The 17,178-nt window shown below is 39.7% G+C and carries 14 protein-coding genes; 11 read left to right on the top strand and 3 right to left on the bottom strand.

The genetic code is table 11. The features are described 5' to 3' along the window. The first annotated feature begins 67 nt into the window (after window positions 1–67). The 11 genes from ACOB82_RS14855 (at window position 68) to ACOB82_RS14805 (ending at window position 12,473) form a co-directional block, all read left to right on the top strand. A complete protein-coding gene (locus ACOB82_RS14855; RefSeq protein WP_448213766.1) occupies window positions 68–1,513 on the top strand; it encodes a coniferyl aldehyde dehydrogenase in 1,446 nt (481 codons plus the stop codon). A 73-nt stretch (window positions 1,514–1,586) separates the two neighbouring features. Then, window positions 1,587–2,243, top strand: coding sequence for a cupin domain-containing protein (locus ACOB82_RS14850; RefSeq protein WP_448213765.1), 657 nt, complete (start codon window positions 1,587–1,589; stop codon window positions 2,241–2,243). 154 nt (window positions 2,244–2,397) lie between these two features. Continuing rightward, the gene (locus ACOB82_RS14845; protein WP_448213764.1) at window positions 2,398–4,623 is read left to right on the top strand and encodes an ABC transporter permease subunit; all 2,226 of its coding nucleotides are present in this window, start codon (window positions 2,398–2,400) and stop codon (window positions 4,621–4,623) included. Between the two features lie 16 nt (window positions 4,624–4,639). Beyond that, a complete protein-coding gene (gene pstA, locus ACOB82_RS14840) occupies window positions 4,640–6,277 on the top strand; it encodes a phosphate ABC transporter permease PstA (protein ID WP_448213763.1) in 1,638 nt (545 codons plus the stop codon). A gap of 101 nt (window positions 6,278–6,378) precedes the next feature. Further along, window positions 6,379–7,203 (top strand): phosphate ABC transporter ATP-binding protein PstB, encoded by an 825-nt coding sequence (pstB, locus tag ACOB82_RS14835; protein WP_448213762.1) that lies wholly within the window; start codon window positions 6,379–6,381, stop codon window positions 7,201–7,203. 46 nt (window positions 7,204–7,249) lie between these two features. Then, a complete protein-coding gene (gene phoU / locus ACOB82_RS14830; RefSeq protein ID WP_448213761.1) occupies window positions 7,250–7,951 on the top strand; it encodes a phosphate signaling complex protein PhoU in 702 nt (233 codons plus the stop codon). 201 nt (window positions 7,952–8,152) lie between these two features. Next, on the top strand, window positions 8,153–8,833 hold the full coding sequence (locus ACOB82_RS14825; protein ID WP_448213760.1) for a TIGR00153 family protein: 681 nt from the start codon (window positions 8,153–8,155) through the stop codon (window positions 8,831–8,833). Window positions 8,834–8,845: 12 nt separating this feature from the next. Continuing rightward, complete coding sequence (locus ACOB82_RS14820) at window positions 8,846–10,111, top strand: inorganic phosphate transporter (protein ID WP_448213759.1); 1,266 nt, start codon at window positions 8,846–8,848, stop codon at window positions 10,109–10,111. A gap of 195 nt (window positions 10,112–10,306) precedes the next feature. Beyond that, window positions 10,307–10,861 carry an RNA polymerase sigma factor gene (locus ACOB82_RS14815; RefSeq protein WP_448213758.1) on the top strand — a complete coding sequence of 185 codons (555 nt, stop codon included), beginning with the start codon at window positions 10,307–10,309 and terminating at the stop codon, window positions 10,859–10,861. Next, window positions 10,848–11,540, top strand: a complete 693-nt coding sequence (locus ACOB82_RS14810) for a hypothetical protein (RefSeq protein ID WP_448213757.1) — start codon at window positions 10,848–10,850, stop codon at window positions 11,538–11,540. The genes ACOB82_RS14815 and ACOB82_RS14810 overlap by 14 nt, the downstream gene beginning before the upstream one ends. A gap of 3 nt (window positions 11,541–11,543) precedes the next feature. After that, complete coding sequence (locus tag ACOB82_RS14805; protein WP_448213756.1) at window positions 11,544–12,473, top strand: hypothetical protein; 930 nt, start codon at window positions 11,544–11,546, stop codon at window positions 12,471–12,473. 74 nt (window positions 12,474–12,547) lie between these two features. On the opposite strand, the gene ACOB82_RS14800 is transcribed toward ACOB82_RS14805, so the two are convergent. From ACOB82_RS14800 to ACOB82_RS14790, 3 genes are all read right to left on the bottom strand, one after another. Then, window positions 12,548–13,033: a hypothetical protein gene (locus tag ACOB82_RS14800; protein ID WP_448213755.1), complete on the bottom strand. Its 486-nt coding sequence runs from the start codon at window positions 13,031–13,033 to the stop codon at window positions 12,548–12,550. A gap of 565 nt (window positions 13,034–13,598) precedes the next feature. Beyond that, window positions 13,599–15,770 carry a malate synthase G gene (locus ACOB82_RS14795; protein WP_448213754.1) on the bottom strand — a complete coding sequence of 724 codons (2,172 nt, stop codon included), beginning with the start codon at window positions 15,768–15,770 and terminating at the stop codon, window positions 13,599–13,601. A gap of 335 nt (window positions 15,771–16,105) precedes the next feature. Next, window positions 16,106–17,041, bottom strand: coding sequence for a LysR family transcriptional regulator (locus tag ACOB82_RS14790; protein WP_448213753.1), 936 nt, complete (start codon window positions 17,039–17,041; stop codon window positions 16,106–16,108). Window positions 17,042–17,178: the final 137 nt, after the last annotated feature.

Below are 17,178 nucleotides of genomic sequence, written 5' to 3'. Positions count from 1 at the left end.
CTTGCATTGAACTTTAAGTAACCTTGGGTAACTTAGTTGGTGTTTATTTATATTTAAGGCAAGAAATATGGCGGAAAATACCTATACACAGGCGCAAGATGACAGTTTAATTGAGCAAATTGATCAGTTATTTGATCTGCAAAAGCAAGCGTTTAGAGGTACACCTTATCCGTCAGTTGAAGCGAGAATTGAAGCGCTTCAAAAGTTAAAGGCAGCAATGTTAAGCCATCAAGATGCTTTAGTTGATGCCCTGAATAGCGATTTTGGCTGCCGCTCGGTTGATGACTCAAAAATGGCCGATTTAATGCCAACGCTAATGGCAATTGATTACGCCATTAAACATGTAAAAAAGTGGATGAAGCCTTCTAAACGTCATGTTGGTATGTTATTTCAGCCAGCCAAAGCTTACGTGATGTATCAGCCGCTTGGGGTAATAGGTATTATCACGCCATGGAATTACCCGTTGTATTTATCAATTGGCCCACTGGCGACTGCACTTGCAGCTGGCAATACCGCAATGATTAAAATGTCGGAATTCACGCCAGCGACTAACCAAGTACTAACCGAATTAATTGCCAATACCTTCGATGCAAAGCAAGTGTGCGTAATTGCTGGTGGTGCATCTGTCGCTGCGCACTTTTCAACGAAAGCTTTTGATCACTTATTATTTACTGGTTCAACACGCGTAGGTAAGTTAGTGATGGCGGCGGCGGCTAAAAACCTAACACCGGTAACACTAGAGCTAGGTGGTAAATCGCCAACGATTATTGATGACAGCATCAATATGAAAGATGCAGTATCTCGATTTATCTTAGGTAAAACTCTCAACGCAGGGCAGACCTGTGTAGCGCCTGATTACATATTATGTCCAACAGCTCGTAAGGACGAGTTGCTTGCTGCTTGTCAGTACTGGTTTGAAAAAATGTACCCTAGTGTTGAAAGCAATAATGATTACACGGCAATCATTAATCAGGGGCAGTTAACTCGCCTTAGTCAATGGCTTGAAGATGCCAAGGCAAAAGGCGCAGAAGTTACAACCTTAGGTAAAGACAGTATTGAACAATGTTTAGCTGCAGGTAAATTACCACTGACATTGTTAACGAATGTTAACAATGATATGACGGTAATGAAGGAAGAGATTTTTGGACCGTTGTTACCGATTGTTTGCTATGACAATTTAGAACAAGCAATTGATTATATTAATGAACGTGACCGACCATTAGCCTTATATATTTGTAGTCATGATAAAGAAGTTCAGCAGCGAGTGTTAAAAGCGACGCATGCCGGTGGTGTTTGTATTAACGATGCGGCAATGCATGTGGCGCAAGATGATTTGCCATTTGGCGGTGTAGGTCCGTCAGGTATGGGTCATTATCATGGACCCGAGGGTTTCTATACCTTTAGTAAAGCGAAGCCGGTTTTTGCCAAAGGTAAATTTAACTCAGCAACGCAAGCTTTTCCGCCATACGGTAAATTAATTCATAAGCTTATTTATAAGTTTTTTATTAAATAGCTTTGGTTTTTATTAAATAGCTTTGGTTAATAATGGTCGCTAAGTTAACGCCATATTTACCTATGGACATTGAATGTTAAATTTAGCTTTTGAGCAAAAGTTAGCTATTGATACTGAGCAGATGCCTTGGGAGTCATCGCCTGCTCAAGGCGTTTGGCGTAAGAAATTAGAGCGGGAAGCTGCAGAGTCAGGCCATGTTACTAGCATTGTGAAATATGCTGCCAATAGCCACTTTAATGCGCATACTCACCCTAATGGTGAAGAGATCTTAGTGCTAGAAGGCACTTTTAGTGATGAGCAAGGCGATTATCCTACAGGAAGTTATTTACGCAATCCTGCGCAAAGTCGTCATCAACCTTACAGTAAAGATGGTTGCACGCTATTGGTAAAACTTAACCAGTTTCAGCAAGGTGATACTAACCAACTGGCGATTAATAGCCATCAACTTTCATGGCAGCCTGGTTTAGTTGAGGGGTTACTTGCTAAACCCTTACATAGCTATGGTACCGAACATGTTGCTTTGGTTAAATGGCAGCCTAATACGTATTTTAAACCGCATGTTCATGCTGGCGGTGAAGAAATTTATGTTATCGATGGCATCTTTGAAGATGAATTTGGTAGCTATTCAGCTGGTAGTTGGTTGCGTAGTCCCGCCTACAGTAAACATACGCCTTATAGCAAAACTGGCTGCACCATTTGGGTGAAAACTGGCCATTTACCACCACGATAAATACGATTCTGCTTTTATCAACCGCCCATTTTTACTGATGAATTTTCTTTTGTGACAGTTTGATGAAGCTCTTGCTGTCACAAAACTGTCATATAACTGTCTTATAATGCTCGCCAATTCATTTTAATCCCATTTAATTAAGTAGGTAAATTGAGTGTCTATAGCGTCTCAATCGGCTGATATACGTCAGTTGAAAAATAAGCTAGCGAAATGGTTCATCTCCCTTGGAGGTGTCATGGTGCTATTTACTTTGATCTTAATCTTTTTATATTTGCTTTATGTTATTAAGCCAATTTTTGAATCAGCTCATGTCGAGCCGGTGAATGAAGTTAGTGTGCAAGTTAACGGAGACATCTTAGCAACAGGCTTAGATGAGCTTAAGGAAGTGGCGTATCAAATTGATTCGTCAGGCACCATTAGCTTTTATCAAATGGCTGAAAGTGACTTTCGCGCTCAAGGTAGTGAAATGTTATCTGAACAGATTACTACTAATGAAATTGCTCAAGTTAAATCGAGTTTTGGCGGCAAATATTTAGTAGTAGATGTTGATGGCGGCGTGAAGTTAGTTCGTGCGAAGTTTTCATCTATTTATCCAAATGATAAACGTGATATTTCACCATCAGTAGCTTACCCGCTAGGTGAAGAGCTTTTACCCGTTGATGAACAAAATAGTAAACTAGAAAATATCAGCTTTGCTATGAACGATGAAAAAGCGGTATTTGTTGCGTTTACTGAAGATCAACGACTCATTAAGACGACCTTTGTTGCCGATGATGACTTTAGCTACGACGCTGCTTTTGAAGCTGTTTATCAAGAAATAGAATTCTACGGCCCAAGTGTTGATGATATTTTGATCACGCCAGATCTAATGATGGCCTTTGTTCGTGTTGGCGATAAAGTCACTGTCTACGATTTAGATGATGAGTTCTCAGTTGATGTAAAAGCCGAACTTAATAACGTAGTTGCCAACGGCACTCATATTACCAGCATGGCATTATTATCAGGTGGCAGCTCAGTACTATTTGGTGATAGTGATGGTCAGGTGAGTCAGTGGTTTGAAGTTGCTGGTAAAAACGGCCGTCAGTTCCAAAATATTCGTCAGTTTACTGCCAGTAAGACAGAACCAGTAGTAGCTATTTACACGGAAGCATATAGAAAAAGTTTTTATACCTTAACACCAACAGGTGAAATGGGGATTTTCTATACCACTAGTGATGCTGATTTATGGCACGGTGCTATTGCGCAAAAAGCGCCTAATGCGGTTGCTATTGCGCCAAGAGCTGATGCCTTAATTTTAGCTGAGAACAATCGGTTAGCGGTATTAAAGCTTGAAAACGAGCACCCTGAGGTGACTTGGAAAGCGTTATGGCAAGAGGTGTGGTACGAAGGTTACCCTGAGCCTGACTACATTTGGCAGTCAACTTCAGGTAACGATGATTTTGAAGCTAAGTTTTCATTAGTACCAATTTCGTTTGGTACGATTAAAGCGGCAGCTTATGCCATGTTATTTGCTGTGCCAATTGCCTTAAGTGCGGCAATTTATACCGCCTACTTTATGCCGCCAGCGCTGCGTAAAAAAGTCAAGCCAACCATAGAGTTGATGGAAGCCTTACCAACGGTAATTCTAGGTTTCTTAGCCGGCCTTTGGTTAGCACCATTAATTGAAACTTATTTACCTGCAATTGTGTTATTGCTGTTGTTCTTACCGTTATCAACATTTTTAGCGGCATTTGCTTGGTACAAACTACCAAAGCAGTACAAAGCGATATTACCAGAAGATTGGGCACCAATTATTTTAATACCAATATTGCTACTTGCAGGAAGTGCTGCATTTGCGCTATCGCCAGTCATTGAGTCGGTATTCTTTGGTGGTGATATTCGCCAATACATTACCAATGATTTAGGTATTTCATTTGACCAGCGTAATGCGCTAGTTGTTGGTATTGCTATGGGCTTTGCTGTTGTGCCAACAATATTTTCAATGGCTGAAGATGCAATTTTCAGCGTACCTAAGCACTTAACGAGTGGTTCATTAGCACTTGGCGCTACTCCGTGGCAGACCCTTGTTAAAGTTGTGTTGTTAACTGCAAGTCCAGGTATTTTCTCTGCAATTATGATGGGCTTAGGTCGCGCCGTTGGTGAAACCATGATTGTACTGATGGCAACGGGTAATACGCCAATTCTTGATTGGAGTATTTTCCAAGGGATGCGTACTTTGTCAGCAAACATTGCGGTAGAAATGCCAGAGTCAGAGGTGGGTAGTTCGCATTACCGTATTTTATTCTTGGCGGCATTTGTCTTATTTGTCTTCACATTTGTTTTTAATACGTTAGCTGAATTTGTTCGCCAACGTTTACGTGAAAAATACAGTTCGCTGTAAGGGAAGGATTGATTAAATGAAAGATTGGTTTAAAACAGGCTCCCCTTGGGTTTGGTTGTCAGCGGGCGGTGTAAGCCTTAGCTTAATCTCAGTTGTTGGCTTATTGTGGTTGATTGCGTCAAATGGCTTGTCGTATTTCTGGCCATCACAAATCCATCAATTTAGTGTAATGGACGAGCATGGCAAATCATCAGTAGTTATTGGTGAAATTTACGACCGTGAATCAATTCCTGCTATTCAATTAGCACATGTTGATTTAGGTAAAGAAATTGAATCAGACACTATTGAACGCTTTTTAGTTAAAACCGGTAACCGTGAGTTAGTGAGCTTAGATTTCCGTTGGATTTTAGAGCCACAAATTACTGAGCGTAGCTTGCCTGCTGATGTTGCAGTGGTTGAACGCCGCAGTAACGGTAACTTCTATGGCTTTGTCGATGCGATTATTCTTGATGGTAAAGAAGTTGATTCGACAAATTTGGAGCCACTATTAGAACGAGTGAATCAGTTCCAAGAGCAAATTAGCGAATTGCAAACAGTTGATATCGGCGCAATTAACTATCAATTGGAAAGGCTACGTTTGAAAGAGCGTAAGCATGTCATCGATGGCACATTAACTGATGAAGTAAAAGCTGATATTGAGCAAGAAACTGCTTCGTTAAAAGCTGAATATCAAACATTAGAAAAACAATTAATGGCGCTGCGCGAAGATGTATCGCGCGATCAACTGGTTATGCGTGCGATGGGTGGTGAGAAAGTCACTATTGGTTTCGAGCAAATTATTCAGATCAACTTTAACAACCAATTAGGCTTCTTTGGCAAAGTAGGTGTGTTCTTTGAACAAATTGGTAGCTTTATTTTTGACGAACCACGCGAAGCAAATACTGAAGGTGGCGTGTTCCCAGCGATATTCGGTACGGTATTAATGGTATTGCTGATGACCGTAATTGTTGCGCCGTTTGGTGTTATTGCTGCGATTTACTTACATGAATATGCCGGCAAAAATGCCTTTACTAAATTATTACGTATTGCCGTAATTAACTTAGCGGGTGTACCGTCAATCGTTTACGGGGTATTTGGCCTGGGTTTCTTTGTATACATGGTAGGCGGCAATTTAGACCGATTATTCTACCCGGAAACATTGCCAAGTCCGACATTCGGTACGCCAGGTGTTTTATGGTCAGCCATTACATTGGCGATTTTAACGCTGCCAGTAGTTATTGTTTCAACAGAAGAAGGCTTAGCACGTATCCCTGCGTCAATGCGTCACGGCAGTTTAGCGCTAGGAGCAACGAAAGCCGAAACTTTGTGGCGAATTATATTACCTATTGCCAGCCCTGCGATTATGACCGGTATTATTTTGGCGATAGCGCGCGCAGCAGGTGAGGTAGCTCCACTAATGCTTGTTGGTGTGGTAAAAATGGCACCAACGCTGCCGCTTGATGGTAACTTCCCGTTCTTACATTTAGATCGTAAGTTTATGCACCTTGGCTTCCATATCTACGATGTAGGTTTTCAAAGCCCAAATGTTGAAGCGGCAAGACCATTGGTTTATGCAACGGCATTATTACTGGTAACTATTATTGTTGCGTTGAATATGACCGCGGTAAATATTCGTAACCGATTACGTGAAAAATACCGAGCGCTAGAGCACTAGTGCAAACAACGTTACTGATTAAAGTTTTTAATTAAAAGTTTATTTGGCGCTGTTAGTTATTATTAGCAATAGCGCCGTTAAAAAGGTTGAAAGAGTTATTTATGATTAAGGTAACCCCTAAAACAGCAATTGATATGCCAGCACCATTGGACTTGGCTAACTTGTCACCTGAGCAAACGGCACTTGAAATTCAAAACCTGAATTTATTTTATGGTGATAAGCAGGCATTGCAGAATATTGGCATGAAGATCCCTAAAGGTCAGGTTACAGCGTTTATCGGGCCAAGTGGTTGTGGTAAGTCAACATTATTGCGTTGTATTAACCGCATGAATGATTTAGTTGATACTTGTCGTATAGAAGGCAGCATTGAGCTGAATGGCGAGAATATCTATGGTAAGCATGTTGATGTTGCTGCGCTTCGTCGTAAAGTAGGAATGGTATTCCAACGTCCAAATCCGTTCCCGAAAAGCATTTACGAGAACGTTATTTACGGTTTACGTATTACCGGTGAAAACAATCGTCGTGTTCTAGATGAAGCGGTAGAGCGCTCTTTAAAAGCGGCAGCGTTATGGAATGAAGTAAAAGATCGCCTTCATGACAGTGCGTTAGGTTTATCTGGCGGTCAGCAGCAACGTTTAGTTATTGCCCGTGCAATTGCTATTCAACCCGAAGTGTTGTTACTAGATGAACCAACCTCGGCACTTGATCCAATTTCAACGCTAACGATTGAAGAGTTAATTAACGATCTGAAAAAGCAATTTACTGTGGTTATTGTAACTCACAATATGCAACAGGCAGCGCGAGTTTCAGATCAAACTGCGTTTATGTATATGGGCGACTTAATTGAGTATTCAGATACCAATACGCTATTTACTACACCAGCTAAAAAACAAACCGAAGATTATATTACTGGCCGCTACGGTTAATCTTTGATTGGTTATAATATAGATAGAGCAGCTTAAAGAGATACTTATGGATAATTTAAATGTCGGCCGTCATATTTCAGGCCAATTTAATGAAGATTTAGAGCGTGTAATTAATCACGTAATGGGCATGGGTGGTTTAGTTGAGAAACAACTAAAAGATGCCATTGTCGCCATGATTGAAGGCGATGAAGAAATGGCGAACAAAGTGCTTAAAAACGATTATCAAATTAACAATATGGAAGTTAATATTGATGATGAATGTACCCGCATTATAGCCAAGCGACAGCCAGCAGCTGGCGATTTACGCCTAATTATGGCGATCATCAAAACCATTACCGACTTAGAGCGTATTGGTGATGAAGCCGAGAAAATTGCTAAGGTTGCTCAAGAAAGCTTTTCTAAAGAACAGCGTGATTTATTGCTGAACTTAGAAAACTTAGGGCATAGCGTGTTAAGCGTATTGCAAGCAACCTTAGATGCATTTACTCGTATGGACTTTGATGCCGCAATCAAAGTACATAAAAGCGATGATAAAATTGATCGCGAATACGAAGGGTTAATGCGTCAGTTAATGACCTATATGATGGAAGATCCACGTTCAATTCCACAAATTATGAGTGTAATTTGGTCGGCTCGTGCGTTAGAACGCATTGGTGATCGTTGTCAAAATATCTGTGAATACATTATGTATTTTGTCAAGGGTAAAGTAGTACGCCACACACGACCAGAAGATATGGAAAACTTATAAAAATTGTTTTAACTAACAACTGGTTGAAAATTAGACTAGAATCAAGAGACACACATTTTGTGTGTCTTTTTTATGCCTTTAAATATGGCGCATGGCTCAAGTTTATTGAAATACTTTGTGACTATTGGTTGCAAATAGTCGCTATTAAGCTAGAATCCGCGTCGAAAAATAACAAAGAGATTTGTACCCGGAACTTTTATTATGCCGAACAATTCAATTTTAGGTGTTTTTGCTAAATCACCTATAAAACCCCTCGAAAAGCACATTCGAATAGTAACCAAGTGTGCTCGCCAATTACCGCCATTTTTCGATGCAGTAGAAGCCAAGGACTGGGACAAGGCCGCAAAGGTACGCGGAAAAATTTCACAAATTGAAAAAGACGCTGATGCATTAAAACGCCAGCTACGATTGGAGCTACCTGGTGGTTTATTTATGCCAGTTAACCGTGCTGATTTACTTGAACTATTAACCCAGCAAGACCGTATCGCGAATAAAGCGAAAGATATTTCTGGTCGCGTGCTAGGTCGTAAATTAGACATTCCAGCTGAACTTCAAACAGACTTTAGAAGTTATTTAACTCGTTGTATCGATGCTACAGAAAAAGCAGCAGATGCGATAAATGAGTTAGATGATTTGCTTGAAACGGGCTTTAGAGGTCGTGAAGTTAATTTAGTTGAAAAAATGATCCTTCAGTTAGATGAAATTGAAGATGATACCGATTCAATGCAAATTGCACTACGCCAAAGCTTATTGAACATTGAAAAAGACCTTAACCCTGTAGATGTGATGTTTTTGTATCAGATCATTGAATGGGTTGGTGACTTAGCCGATTTAGCTGAACGTGTAGGTGCACGTTTAGAAATTTTATTAGCGAAAAACTAGGGTAAACAAGCTATGGATATTTTAATTTCATATGGCCCTATGTTGGTCGTACTAGCTGCGGTTGTCGGCTTTTTTATGGCATGGGGTATTGGTGCCAATGACGTGGCTAACGCCATGGGTACCTCGGTTGGTTCAAAAGCTCTAACCATTAAACAGGCGATTATTATCGCGATGATTTTCGAATTTGCCGGTGCTTATTTAGCTGGTGGTGAAGTAACTTCAACTATTCGTAAAGGCATTATTGACCCAGCTTACTTTACTGAAATTCCGCACCTACTGGTGTTTGGTATGATTTCAGCATTATTAGCGGCGGCAACTTGGTTATTAGTCGCATCAGCCTTAGGCTGGCCGGTTTCTACCACTCACTCAATTGTTGGTGCGATTATTGGTTTCGCGGCAATTGGCGTAAGTGTTGATACCGTTGCTTGGGCAAAAGTGGGGGGGATTGTCGGTAGTTGGATAGTCACACCACTTATTTCGGGTGTCATCGCATTTGTGATCTTTAACAGTGCTCAGAAGTTGATATTTGATACCGAGCAACCCCTTAAGCAAGCCAAGCGTTGGGTACCGCTTTATATGTTCCTAGCGGGCTTTGTTTTATCGCTAGTAACGATTAAGAAAGGTTTAAAGCATATTGGTTTAGAAATCGGCTCAACGGAAGGTTTTATCTACGCGATTGCTGTCGCAGCTGTGGTGGCAATAATTGGTAAAGCGTTTATCTCACGCATTAAGTTTGATGAGAAGGCTGATAAATCAAGTCACTATGTTAATGTTGAAAAAGTATTTGCAATCTTAATGGTCGTTACCGCTTGTTGTATGGCGTTTGCTCATGGTTCAAACGATGTAGCAAATGCTATTGGTCCATTAGCTGCCGTGGTAAGCATTGTAGGTCATGAAGGTGAAATTGTTAAGAAAGCAGCGCTTGAATGGTGGATTTTACCGTTAGGTGGTTTAGGTATTGTAGCCGGTCTTGCCATTTTCGGTCACCGAGTTATTGCGACTATTGGTAAAGGTATTACGCACTTAACGCCAAGCCGAGGCTTTGCGGCTGAACTTGCTGCAGCGTGTACTGTAGTAATAGCATCAGGTACAGGTTTACCGATTTCAACAACGCAAACTTTAGTTGGTGCGGTATTAGGTGTGGGTATGGCACGTGGTATTGCTGCAATTAACTTGGGTGTAGTCAGAAATATTGTTGTTTCTTGGGTTATTACTTTACCTGTAGGCGCGGGTTTATCAATTGTATTCTTCTGGATACTGAGTAACTCATTTGTTTAAGTTAGTCAGATTCTAAAAATAAAAGAGCCACTTGTAAAAGTGGCTTTTTTTTGCCTGATTTTCATAGAATAATCAAATGACTAGTAGAAAAGTCAGTAAAAAATTGAAAAAAGTTAAATTAAATTCAAACTTTTTTCTTAAGTAAACCTACCTTATTAATAACAAAGACAAAACATATGGAAAAGTGGGATTTAAGTGTTTGAACGAAGCGACGAAACACTCATAAAGCAAGCACTTAAAGGCAAGAAATCGGCTTGGGTGAGCTTAGTGAAGCGTTATGAAACTAGCATATACAACTATGCCTATCGTATGGTCAGTCACCCTGATGATGCCATGGACTTAATGCAGGACGTGTTTATTGCAGTCTTTCGCAATTTGTCATCTTTTCGCGGCGATAGTCCATTTAAAGGTTGGCTGTTTAAAATTGCTCATTACCGCTGCATTGAATATTACCGCAGAAAGCGGCCACTACAGTCAATAGATGATGCGCCAGAGCAATATGATGAAGATGAACAAGGTTGTCCTGAGTTTTCGATGACTCAAGGCCAAGATAATGCAGCACTGTATCATGCCATGCAAAAATTGGCATTTAATCAAAAAATTATGGTGGAAATGAAATTCTTTCAACATTTCACTTTTGAAGAAATTGCTCAGCAGTTGGGTATTTCTACCAATACTGCTAAATCACGCCTTTATAGTGCGTTAGATAAATTAAAAGATTATTTGGAGGTCAGCGATGTCGCCGCATGATAAATCCTTTGAACAGTGGTTAAACAAAGAGTTACCCCCTGAACAAGCTGCACAGTTTGAAAATGATGAAGGTCATGAACAGTTTATGAAAGAACAAATTGCAACGGCGAAGTATGTTGAATATTTAGCTGATAATCAGCCACAGCATAAGGTACCTGAATGGGATAGAACCGCAGGTATTGAGTTTGAGCAGAAATCTTGGTTTCAGTGGCAAGGCTTTCCCGCGCTTTCCATGGCGTTTTCATGTTTTGCCATAGCGTTAGTGTTGTTTAATGTGCAGTTAAAAGTAGGTGAACAAGGCATATTACTTAGCTTTGGCGATCAAAATAATCAGGCGCAAGTGGCAGCTCAGGTTACAGCAATTATAGAACAGCAAGTAGATGAAAAGTTAGCGACTTATCAACAACAGCAACAACTGGCTTTAGTTAAGTTTACCGCTGATTTAAATGAACGCCAGCAACAAAGTAATTTGCAACTAGCCAGTTATATTCTTGATACCTCTCGTCAGGAGCGTAAAGAAGATATGAGTGACTTTATTCAGTTTGTTAATGCTCAACGCCAAGATGATGTATTAGAGCAAAGAATTCGTTTTCAGCGGCTTGAAGATGCCCTGAAATATCAAAATCAAATGATTAATAGCAATACTATTCAGCAAGCAAGCTGGGTGACTGAGGAGTAAGAAATGAAGAAGTTTTTAGCGATAGCCCCATGCCTTTTAGCGTCATGGGCGGTAAATGCCAGTGATGTTAATGTTGAACAGCTACAGAAACAAATTGGCATTATGGATAATATTATTAAATCCTCGGTCGGCAACTCAGGCAATAACCAGGGCATTAAATTATCAAGCGTAGAAAGTACTTATTTAATGAATCAAGGCGTGGTGATCGCGCTAAATACCAGTGCACGCTCTGGCTCTTGGGGAAATTATAATTTTGTTATTCCACCACTGCCACCAATGCCAACATTTTCTCCTGATCAAATAGAGAGCATTGAAGCAGAAATTCAGGTTGCCAGTGAAATGGCTAATATTGATGTTGATAAGACATTTGCCAAGGCGATGGAGAATGCCTCGAGAAGCTATGAACGAGCAATAGAAAAATTGCATGGAAATAGGGAAGAGGTCAGAGAGCTTCATGAAGAGCAACGTGATATTGAATATGAATTACGCGATATAGAACGAGAACATCGTGATATTGAGTTTCAGATGCGCAGAGCGGATAAAGACGAAAAGCCTGAGCTGACCAAAGAAAAAGAGCAATTAGCAGAAAAGCGTAAAGCGTTATTAGAACAGAAAAACATGCTAACCAAGCGCAGCCAAGAGTTTAAAGCCAAGCAAGCTGAAACAGCTAAGCAAAGTGAATTAGCGCGAGTGGAATACTTTAAATCACTAAGCAAAGAAGTAGCAGAAACCCTATGTTTATATGGCAATGGTTTAAAGGCGTTACCAAAAAATGAACACGTTACGGTTATTATGAAATCTGGCGGAGCGCTACAAGGTCGCCATTACCAAGATAATATTTATGTCTTTAGCAAGCGTGATATTAATGGTTGCGCCATTGATGATATTACTTCAGCGCAGTTGCTGGAAAAAAGTAAGAATTATCAATTTTAGCGAAAGGCTATAACGGAAATTAAAAAGGCCACTGAATAAGTGGCCTTTTTAGTTGGATATTTTTTTAGCTTTTATTAACTATTCTTAGATGCGCGACAACCTTGATTTGACGAGCTATTTAATGCCATTTCGCCTTTATCATTTACTGAGTAGCTTGGTGAAGATTGAGTTAGCTTAGCAATAAGTTGCTGTAATTTATCATTAAATACAGTTGCTAAGGCAAAGAATTCATTCTTTTTACTTGCCTTTTTAGTTGCTTGCATTGGTAGGTTATCTAAAGGAATTCTTACCAATGGCTTATCAAACATTTGGGCAAAGGTTTCTTGCTTAAAAACGTTATTAATTTGGCCATGGGTATTTAGTTGAGTGATAGCGGTAACTTTATTCACCACGACAAAATTTTGCTCTGAATACTTTTGATTAGCGTACGTTTGATCAGAGTACATTTTATCAAAATACGTGGGTATAGCGGCTGTTACGCTAGAACTTGCAACGGTACTACATAAACCAACTGTACTCAGCGCTGTGGCGATAAATAACTTTTGTAGTTTGGTAGACATCGTTTTGCCCTCTAAATCCATGTTAAATAGTTTTAACATAATTGTAACTAAATTGCTCCATTTTACTTTAATTTGTAACATGCAATTGCGCTAGTGTTTTGGGGTGAATGGCTGATATGGTGAGACAAGCCGCAAAAATAAAGGAGTTTGGGCTGCTTCAACACATAATTGCCATATGCAATCTTTATTAGCGCTTATTAATTGTTAATTAACAAGTAGGATTTGACAGAGCAAAATGTCATTTGTTCCTGCCTGAGTTAATTAGTTTGGCAAAAACAAATGACGCTTTGATGAAGGGTTAGGGTCTGTTGATCTTTCAGTTTATAATTCTGTTGTTTATGAAAAAGCGGTCAATCGCGGCGCTCAATATAAAGTTTGGTTGTTCCAAATGCATATTAAGCAACAAAGAGTGACACTTTTTCAAAACACCCCGAAGGGCTATGGCTAATTTTCAACCTAACTGCGTTGAAAATCGTTAATGTAGAATAACTACATTACACTCTGTTCGCCTTGTCATCTTAAAAATTAGCCTATAGCAGAGACTAAAATGAAAGATCAACAGCCCCTAATGTTGTTGTTTTCTTATTAGTCGATAATGGTGTAATAAAGGCTCTGTATAACCAGAAGGCTGTATGTCACCTTTAAAGATTAAATCGCATGCCGCCTTAAACGCAATGTTGTTATCAAGGTCTTGCGACATTGCCTGGTAGGCAGAGTCTGATTGGTTTTGTTGATCAACTATTTTAGCCATTTTGGTCATGCTCGCCATGACTTGTTCTTGTGTGCAAATACCGTGTTTTAACCAGTTAGCAATATGCTGACTTGAAATTCTTAAGGTTGCTCTATCTTCCATCAAGCCAATATTATTAATATCTGGCACTTTAGAGCAGCCTACACCTTGATCAATCCAACGAACTACGTAACCTAAAATACCTTGCGCATTGTTATCAAGTTCCTGGGTTATTTCTTCATCGGTCCAATTAGTGTTATCAGCCAGTGGAATTTTTAAAATATCGTCAATGTCCGCCGGTGTGCGTTGGCTTAGTTCTTGTTGACGTTCAGCAACGTTTATTTGGTGGTAGTGCAGGGCATGTATAGTTGCCGCGGTGGGTGATGGCACCCAAGCGGTATTAGCACCTGATTCTACATGGGCAATTTTTGCTTGATACATGGCGTCCATATTATCAGGTACTGGCCACATTCCTTTACCAATTTGAGCTCGGCCACTAAAGCCACAAGCTAGACCAATATCAACGTTACTCTGTTCGTAAGCTGCTATCCACTCGGTTAGTTTAATATCATTTTTGCGGGTCATCGCACCTGCTAGCATTGACGTGTGAATTTCGTCACCAGTGCGGTCAAGAAAACCTGTATTTATAAAGACCACGCGTTCTTTAGCCTGGTAGATACAGTTTTTTAAGTTCAAGCTGGTACGGCGCTCTTCATCCATGATCCCCATTTTGATAGTGTTAGGGGCCAAGTTTAACAACTGTTCAACCTTAGCAAATAAGCTATTAGCAAATGCTACTTCTTCACTACCGTGCATTTTAGGTTTAACAATGTAAATTGAGCCACAACGGCTGTTGCCACCTGCATATTGCCCGTTGATATCCAAACTGGCAATTAAGCTGGTCATAATCGCATCTAAAATACCTTCAGGAACTTCGTGGTTGTTTTTGTCTAAAATTGCTGAGTTAGTCATTAAGTGACCGACATTTCGGACAAACATCACACTGCGAGATTTTACTTGAACGCTTTGGCCTGACGGTTTTATAAACTCTCGATCTGTGGCCATTGCCCGGGTAAAACTTTGTCCATTTTTATTAATGGTTTCGGTTAAATCACCCTTGATAAGACCGAGCCAATTTTTATAGGCAAGCACTTTATCTTCAGCATCAACTGCTGCTACAGAGTCTTCGCAGTCCATAATAGTGGTTAATGCTGACTCTAAATTGATGTCTGAAAGCCCTGAGCTATCTTGTTGCGAAATAGGGTTTTGTTGATCAAAACATAATTCGATAAACAAATTATTATGACTAAATAATAAGCTTTCACTTGTGTCTGAAGTGACTGCTTTACCTATATAGCTCTGTGGCTCACATAATTCACTAATGCTGTCGTCAATAAATTGTGCAACAATCGAATCGTCCTGCGCGATATAACGGCATACGTCTTTATGACTGCCTTTTGTTAAAGGAAGTGATTTATCTAAGAATGCTTTAGCAAAACTAATGACTTGGCTACCGCGCACTGGGTTATATTGCGTGCCTTTGTCGCAGCCATTTTGTTCACTAATAAGGTCTGAACCATAAAGCGCATCATACAGGCTGCCCCATCGTGCATTCACCGCATTTAACGCAAAGCGAGCGTTCATAATAGGCACAACTAATTGTGGACCAGCCATCGTGGCTAACTCTGCATCTACGTTTTGAGTTTCAATTTGAAAGTTTTCAACCTCTGGCTCAATGTAACCTATGTCAGTTAAAAATTGTTTATAGCCAGTAAATGTCTCTTGGCTGTATTTATTTGCGGAATGCCAGTCGTCAATTTGTGTTTGTAACTGATCACGCTTTGCTAAGAGTGCAGCATTTACTGGCGATAAATCATGAATGATTTCAGCGGCGCCAGCCCAGAAAGTTTCAGTGTTATAGTGAGTTAATGGTAAGACTTCATTGGTAATGAATTCATATAGTTCACTAGCAACTTGTAATCCATGAGCGTTAATTCGAGTTGTCATAACTGTACCATCATTGAAATTTATTAAACTTATGGCAATGTATTCACATAAGGTTATAAGAGCAATAGCTCAATAATGTACTGACTGATGATTTAACATAAATATGGTGCAGGTTTTTGAGTTAACTTATTGATTGTTAACGGTTAAATTTTAAGGGTTGAAAGCTTTATATGTTTTATTTTTGTTTGTGATAATAGGTATAAATAAAAGTTATTGTTGGTGGCTTGGTATGTCAATGCGTAAATAATAAAAAGCCACCACGGGTGAAGTGGTGGCTTTCATTTTTGCAGCGCTAACTATTCAGGATTTAGTTGATGAGGTTAACGATTAGATGGTCAACTCTCTGCGGCCGCTTCCATTACTAAATGTCTAAACCAAATATGGCTGGCATCGTGGTGTAGCAACGGCGACCAGATCATTTTTAACTCAATATCAGGGATGTCAAATGGTGGTTTAAGGATAGTAAAGTTAGGGTCGTTTTTATGCAGTAAAGCGGCTTTGGTTGGCAGGGTTGCAATCAAGCCATCTTCATAAGCAAGCTGCATTGCCACATGATAATTTCGCGTAAATACTTTAATGTCACGCTTTTTACCTAATCTAGCTAACGCTTCATCAACCCAACCTAATTTTTGAACATCTTTCGGGTCCATACCTACGCCTACACCAAACCCTGTTTTTGATACCCAAACGTGTTTTGATGCTAGGTAAGTATTTAAATTAAATTTAGTAACAACTTCATTGTCGGCACTTAGTAAGCAAGAAAAGCCATCACGCCAGATTGTTTTTTGGTGAAATGATTGCGGCAATTCATCAAAGCGGTTAATCGCCATATCAATTTTGCCCGCCTCAACATCATGAAAGTTAACGTCACTTGGCGTCATAATATCGATGGTAACATTGGGAGCAATTTTATTGATATTTCTTAGTAGCTTAGGAATTAACGTCGATGCGGCATAATCACTGGCCATGATCCTAAACACGCGCTGGCTGCTTTCTTGATTAAATTCTTCTTCGCCTTGTAGCGCCTCTTCTAATTCAAGCAATATTTTACGAATCACTGGTGATAATGATCTTGCCCGTTCGGTAGGTACCATGCCATCTGAAGTACGCACTAAAATAGGGTCGTTGAATAAGGTACGTAAGCGCTTTAAGCCATTACTCATTGCTGGCTGAGTAATATTGAGTTGACTTGCGGCACGTGTGACATTTTTTTCTCTTAGCAATACATCTAAATAAATTAACAAGTTCAAATCAATTTTAGAGATATTCACAAAATATATCCTTTGCTAGAAAATCATTTATTTAGAATATATTTGGCAGCAACTGCTTTGTAAAGACCTATTATTATATTTGGAGATAAATAAATTTCTTCCGTATTTGATCTGTTTTTAAGTTGTGTATTCACATT

The sequence above is a fragment of the Colwellia sp. MEBiC06753 genome (genome assembly GCF_053470325.1).
This window is presented reverse-complemented; position numbering and strand designations above follow the sequence as displayed.

Coding starts and splice junctions, on each gene's coding strand:
- pstA (WP_448213763.1), top strand. CDS start 4,640: ATGAAAGATTGGTTTAAAACAGGCTCCCCTTGGGTTTGGTTGTCAGCG.
- ACOB82_RS14820 (WP_448213759.1), top strand. CDS start 8,846: ATGGATATTTTAATTTCATATGGCCCTATGTTGGTCGTACTAGCTGCG.
- ACOB82_RS14855 (WP_448213766.1), top strand. CDS start 68: ATGGCGGAAAATACCTATACACAGGCGCAAGATGACAGTTTAATTGAG.
- ACOB82_RS14805 (WP_448213756.1), top strand. CDS start 11,544: ATGAAGAAGTTTTTAGCGATAGCCCCATGCCTTTTAGCGTCATGGGCG.
- ACOB82_RS14825 (WP_448213760.1), top strand. CDS start 8,153: ATGCCGAACAATTCAATTTTAGGTGTTTTTGCTAAATCACCTATAAAA.
- ACOB82_RS14850 (WP_448213765.1), top strand. CDS start 1,587: ATGTTAAATTTAGCTTTTGAGCAAAAGTTAGCTATTGATACTGAGCAG.
- ACOB82_RS14810 (WP_448213757.1), top strand. CDS start 10,848: ATGTCGCCGCATGATAAATCCTTTGAACAGTGGTTAAACAAAGAGTTA.
- ACOB82_RS14795 (WP_448213754.1), bottom strand. CDS start 15,770: ATGACAACTCGAATTAACGCTCATGGATTACAAGTTGCTAGTGAACTA.
- phoU (WP_448213761.1), top strand. CDS start 7,250: ATGGATAATTTAAATGTCGGCCGTCATATTTCAGGCCAATTTAATGAA.
- ACOB82_RS14800 (WP_448213755.1), bottom strand. CDS start 13,033: ATGTCTACCAAACTACAAAAGTTATTTATCGCCACAGCGCTGAGTACA.
- pstB (WP_448213762.1), top strand. CDS start 6,379: ATGATTAAGGTAACCCCTAAAACAGCAATTGATATGCCAGCACCATTG.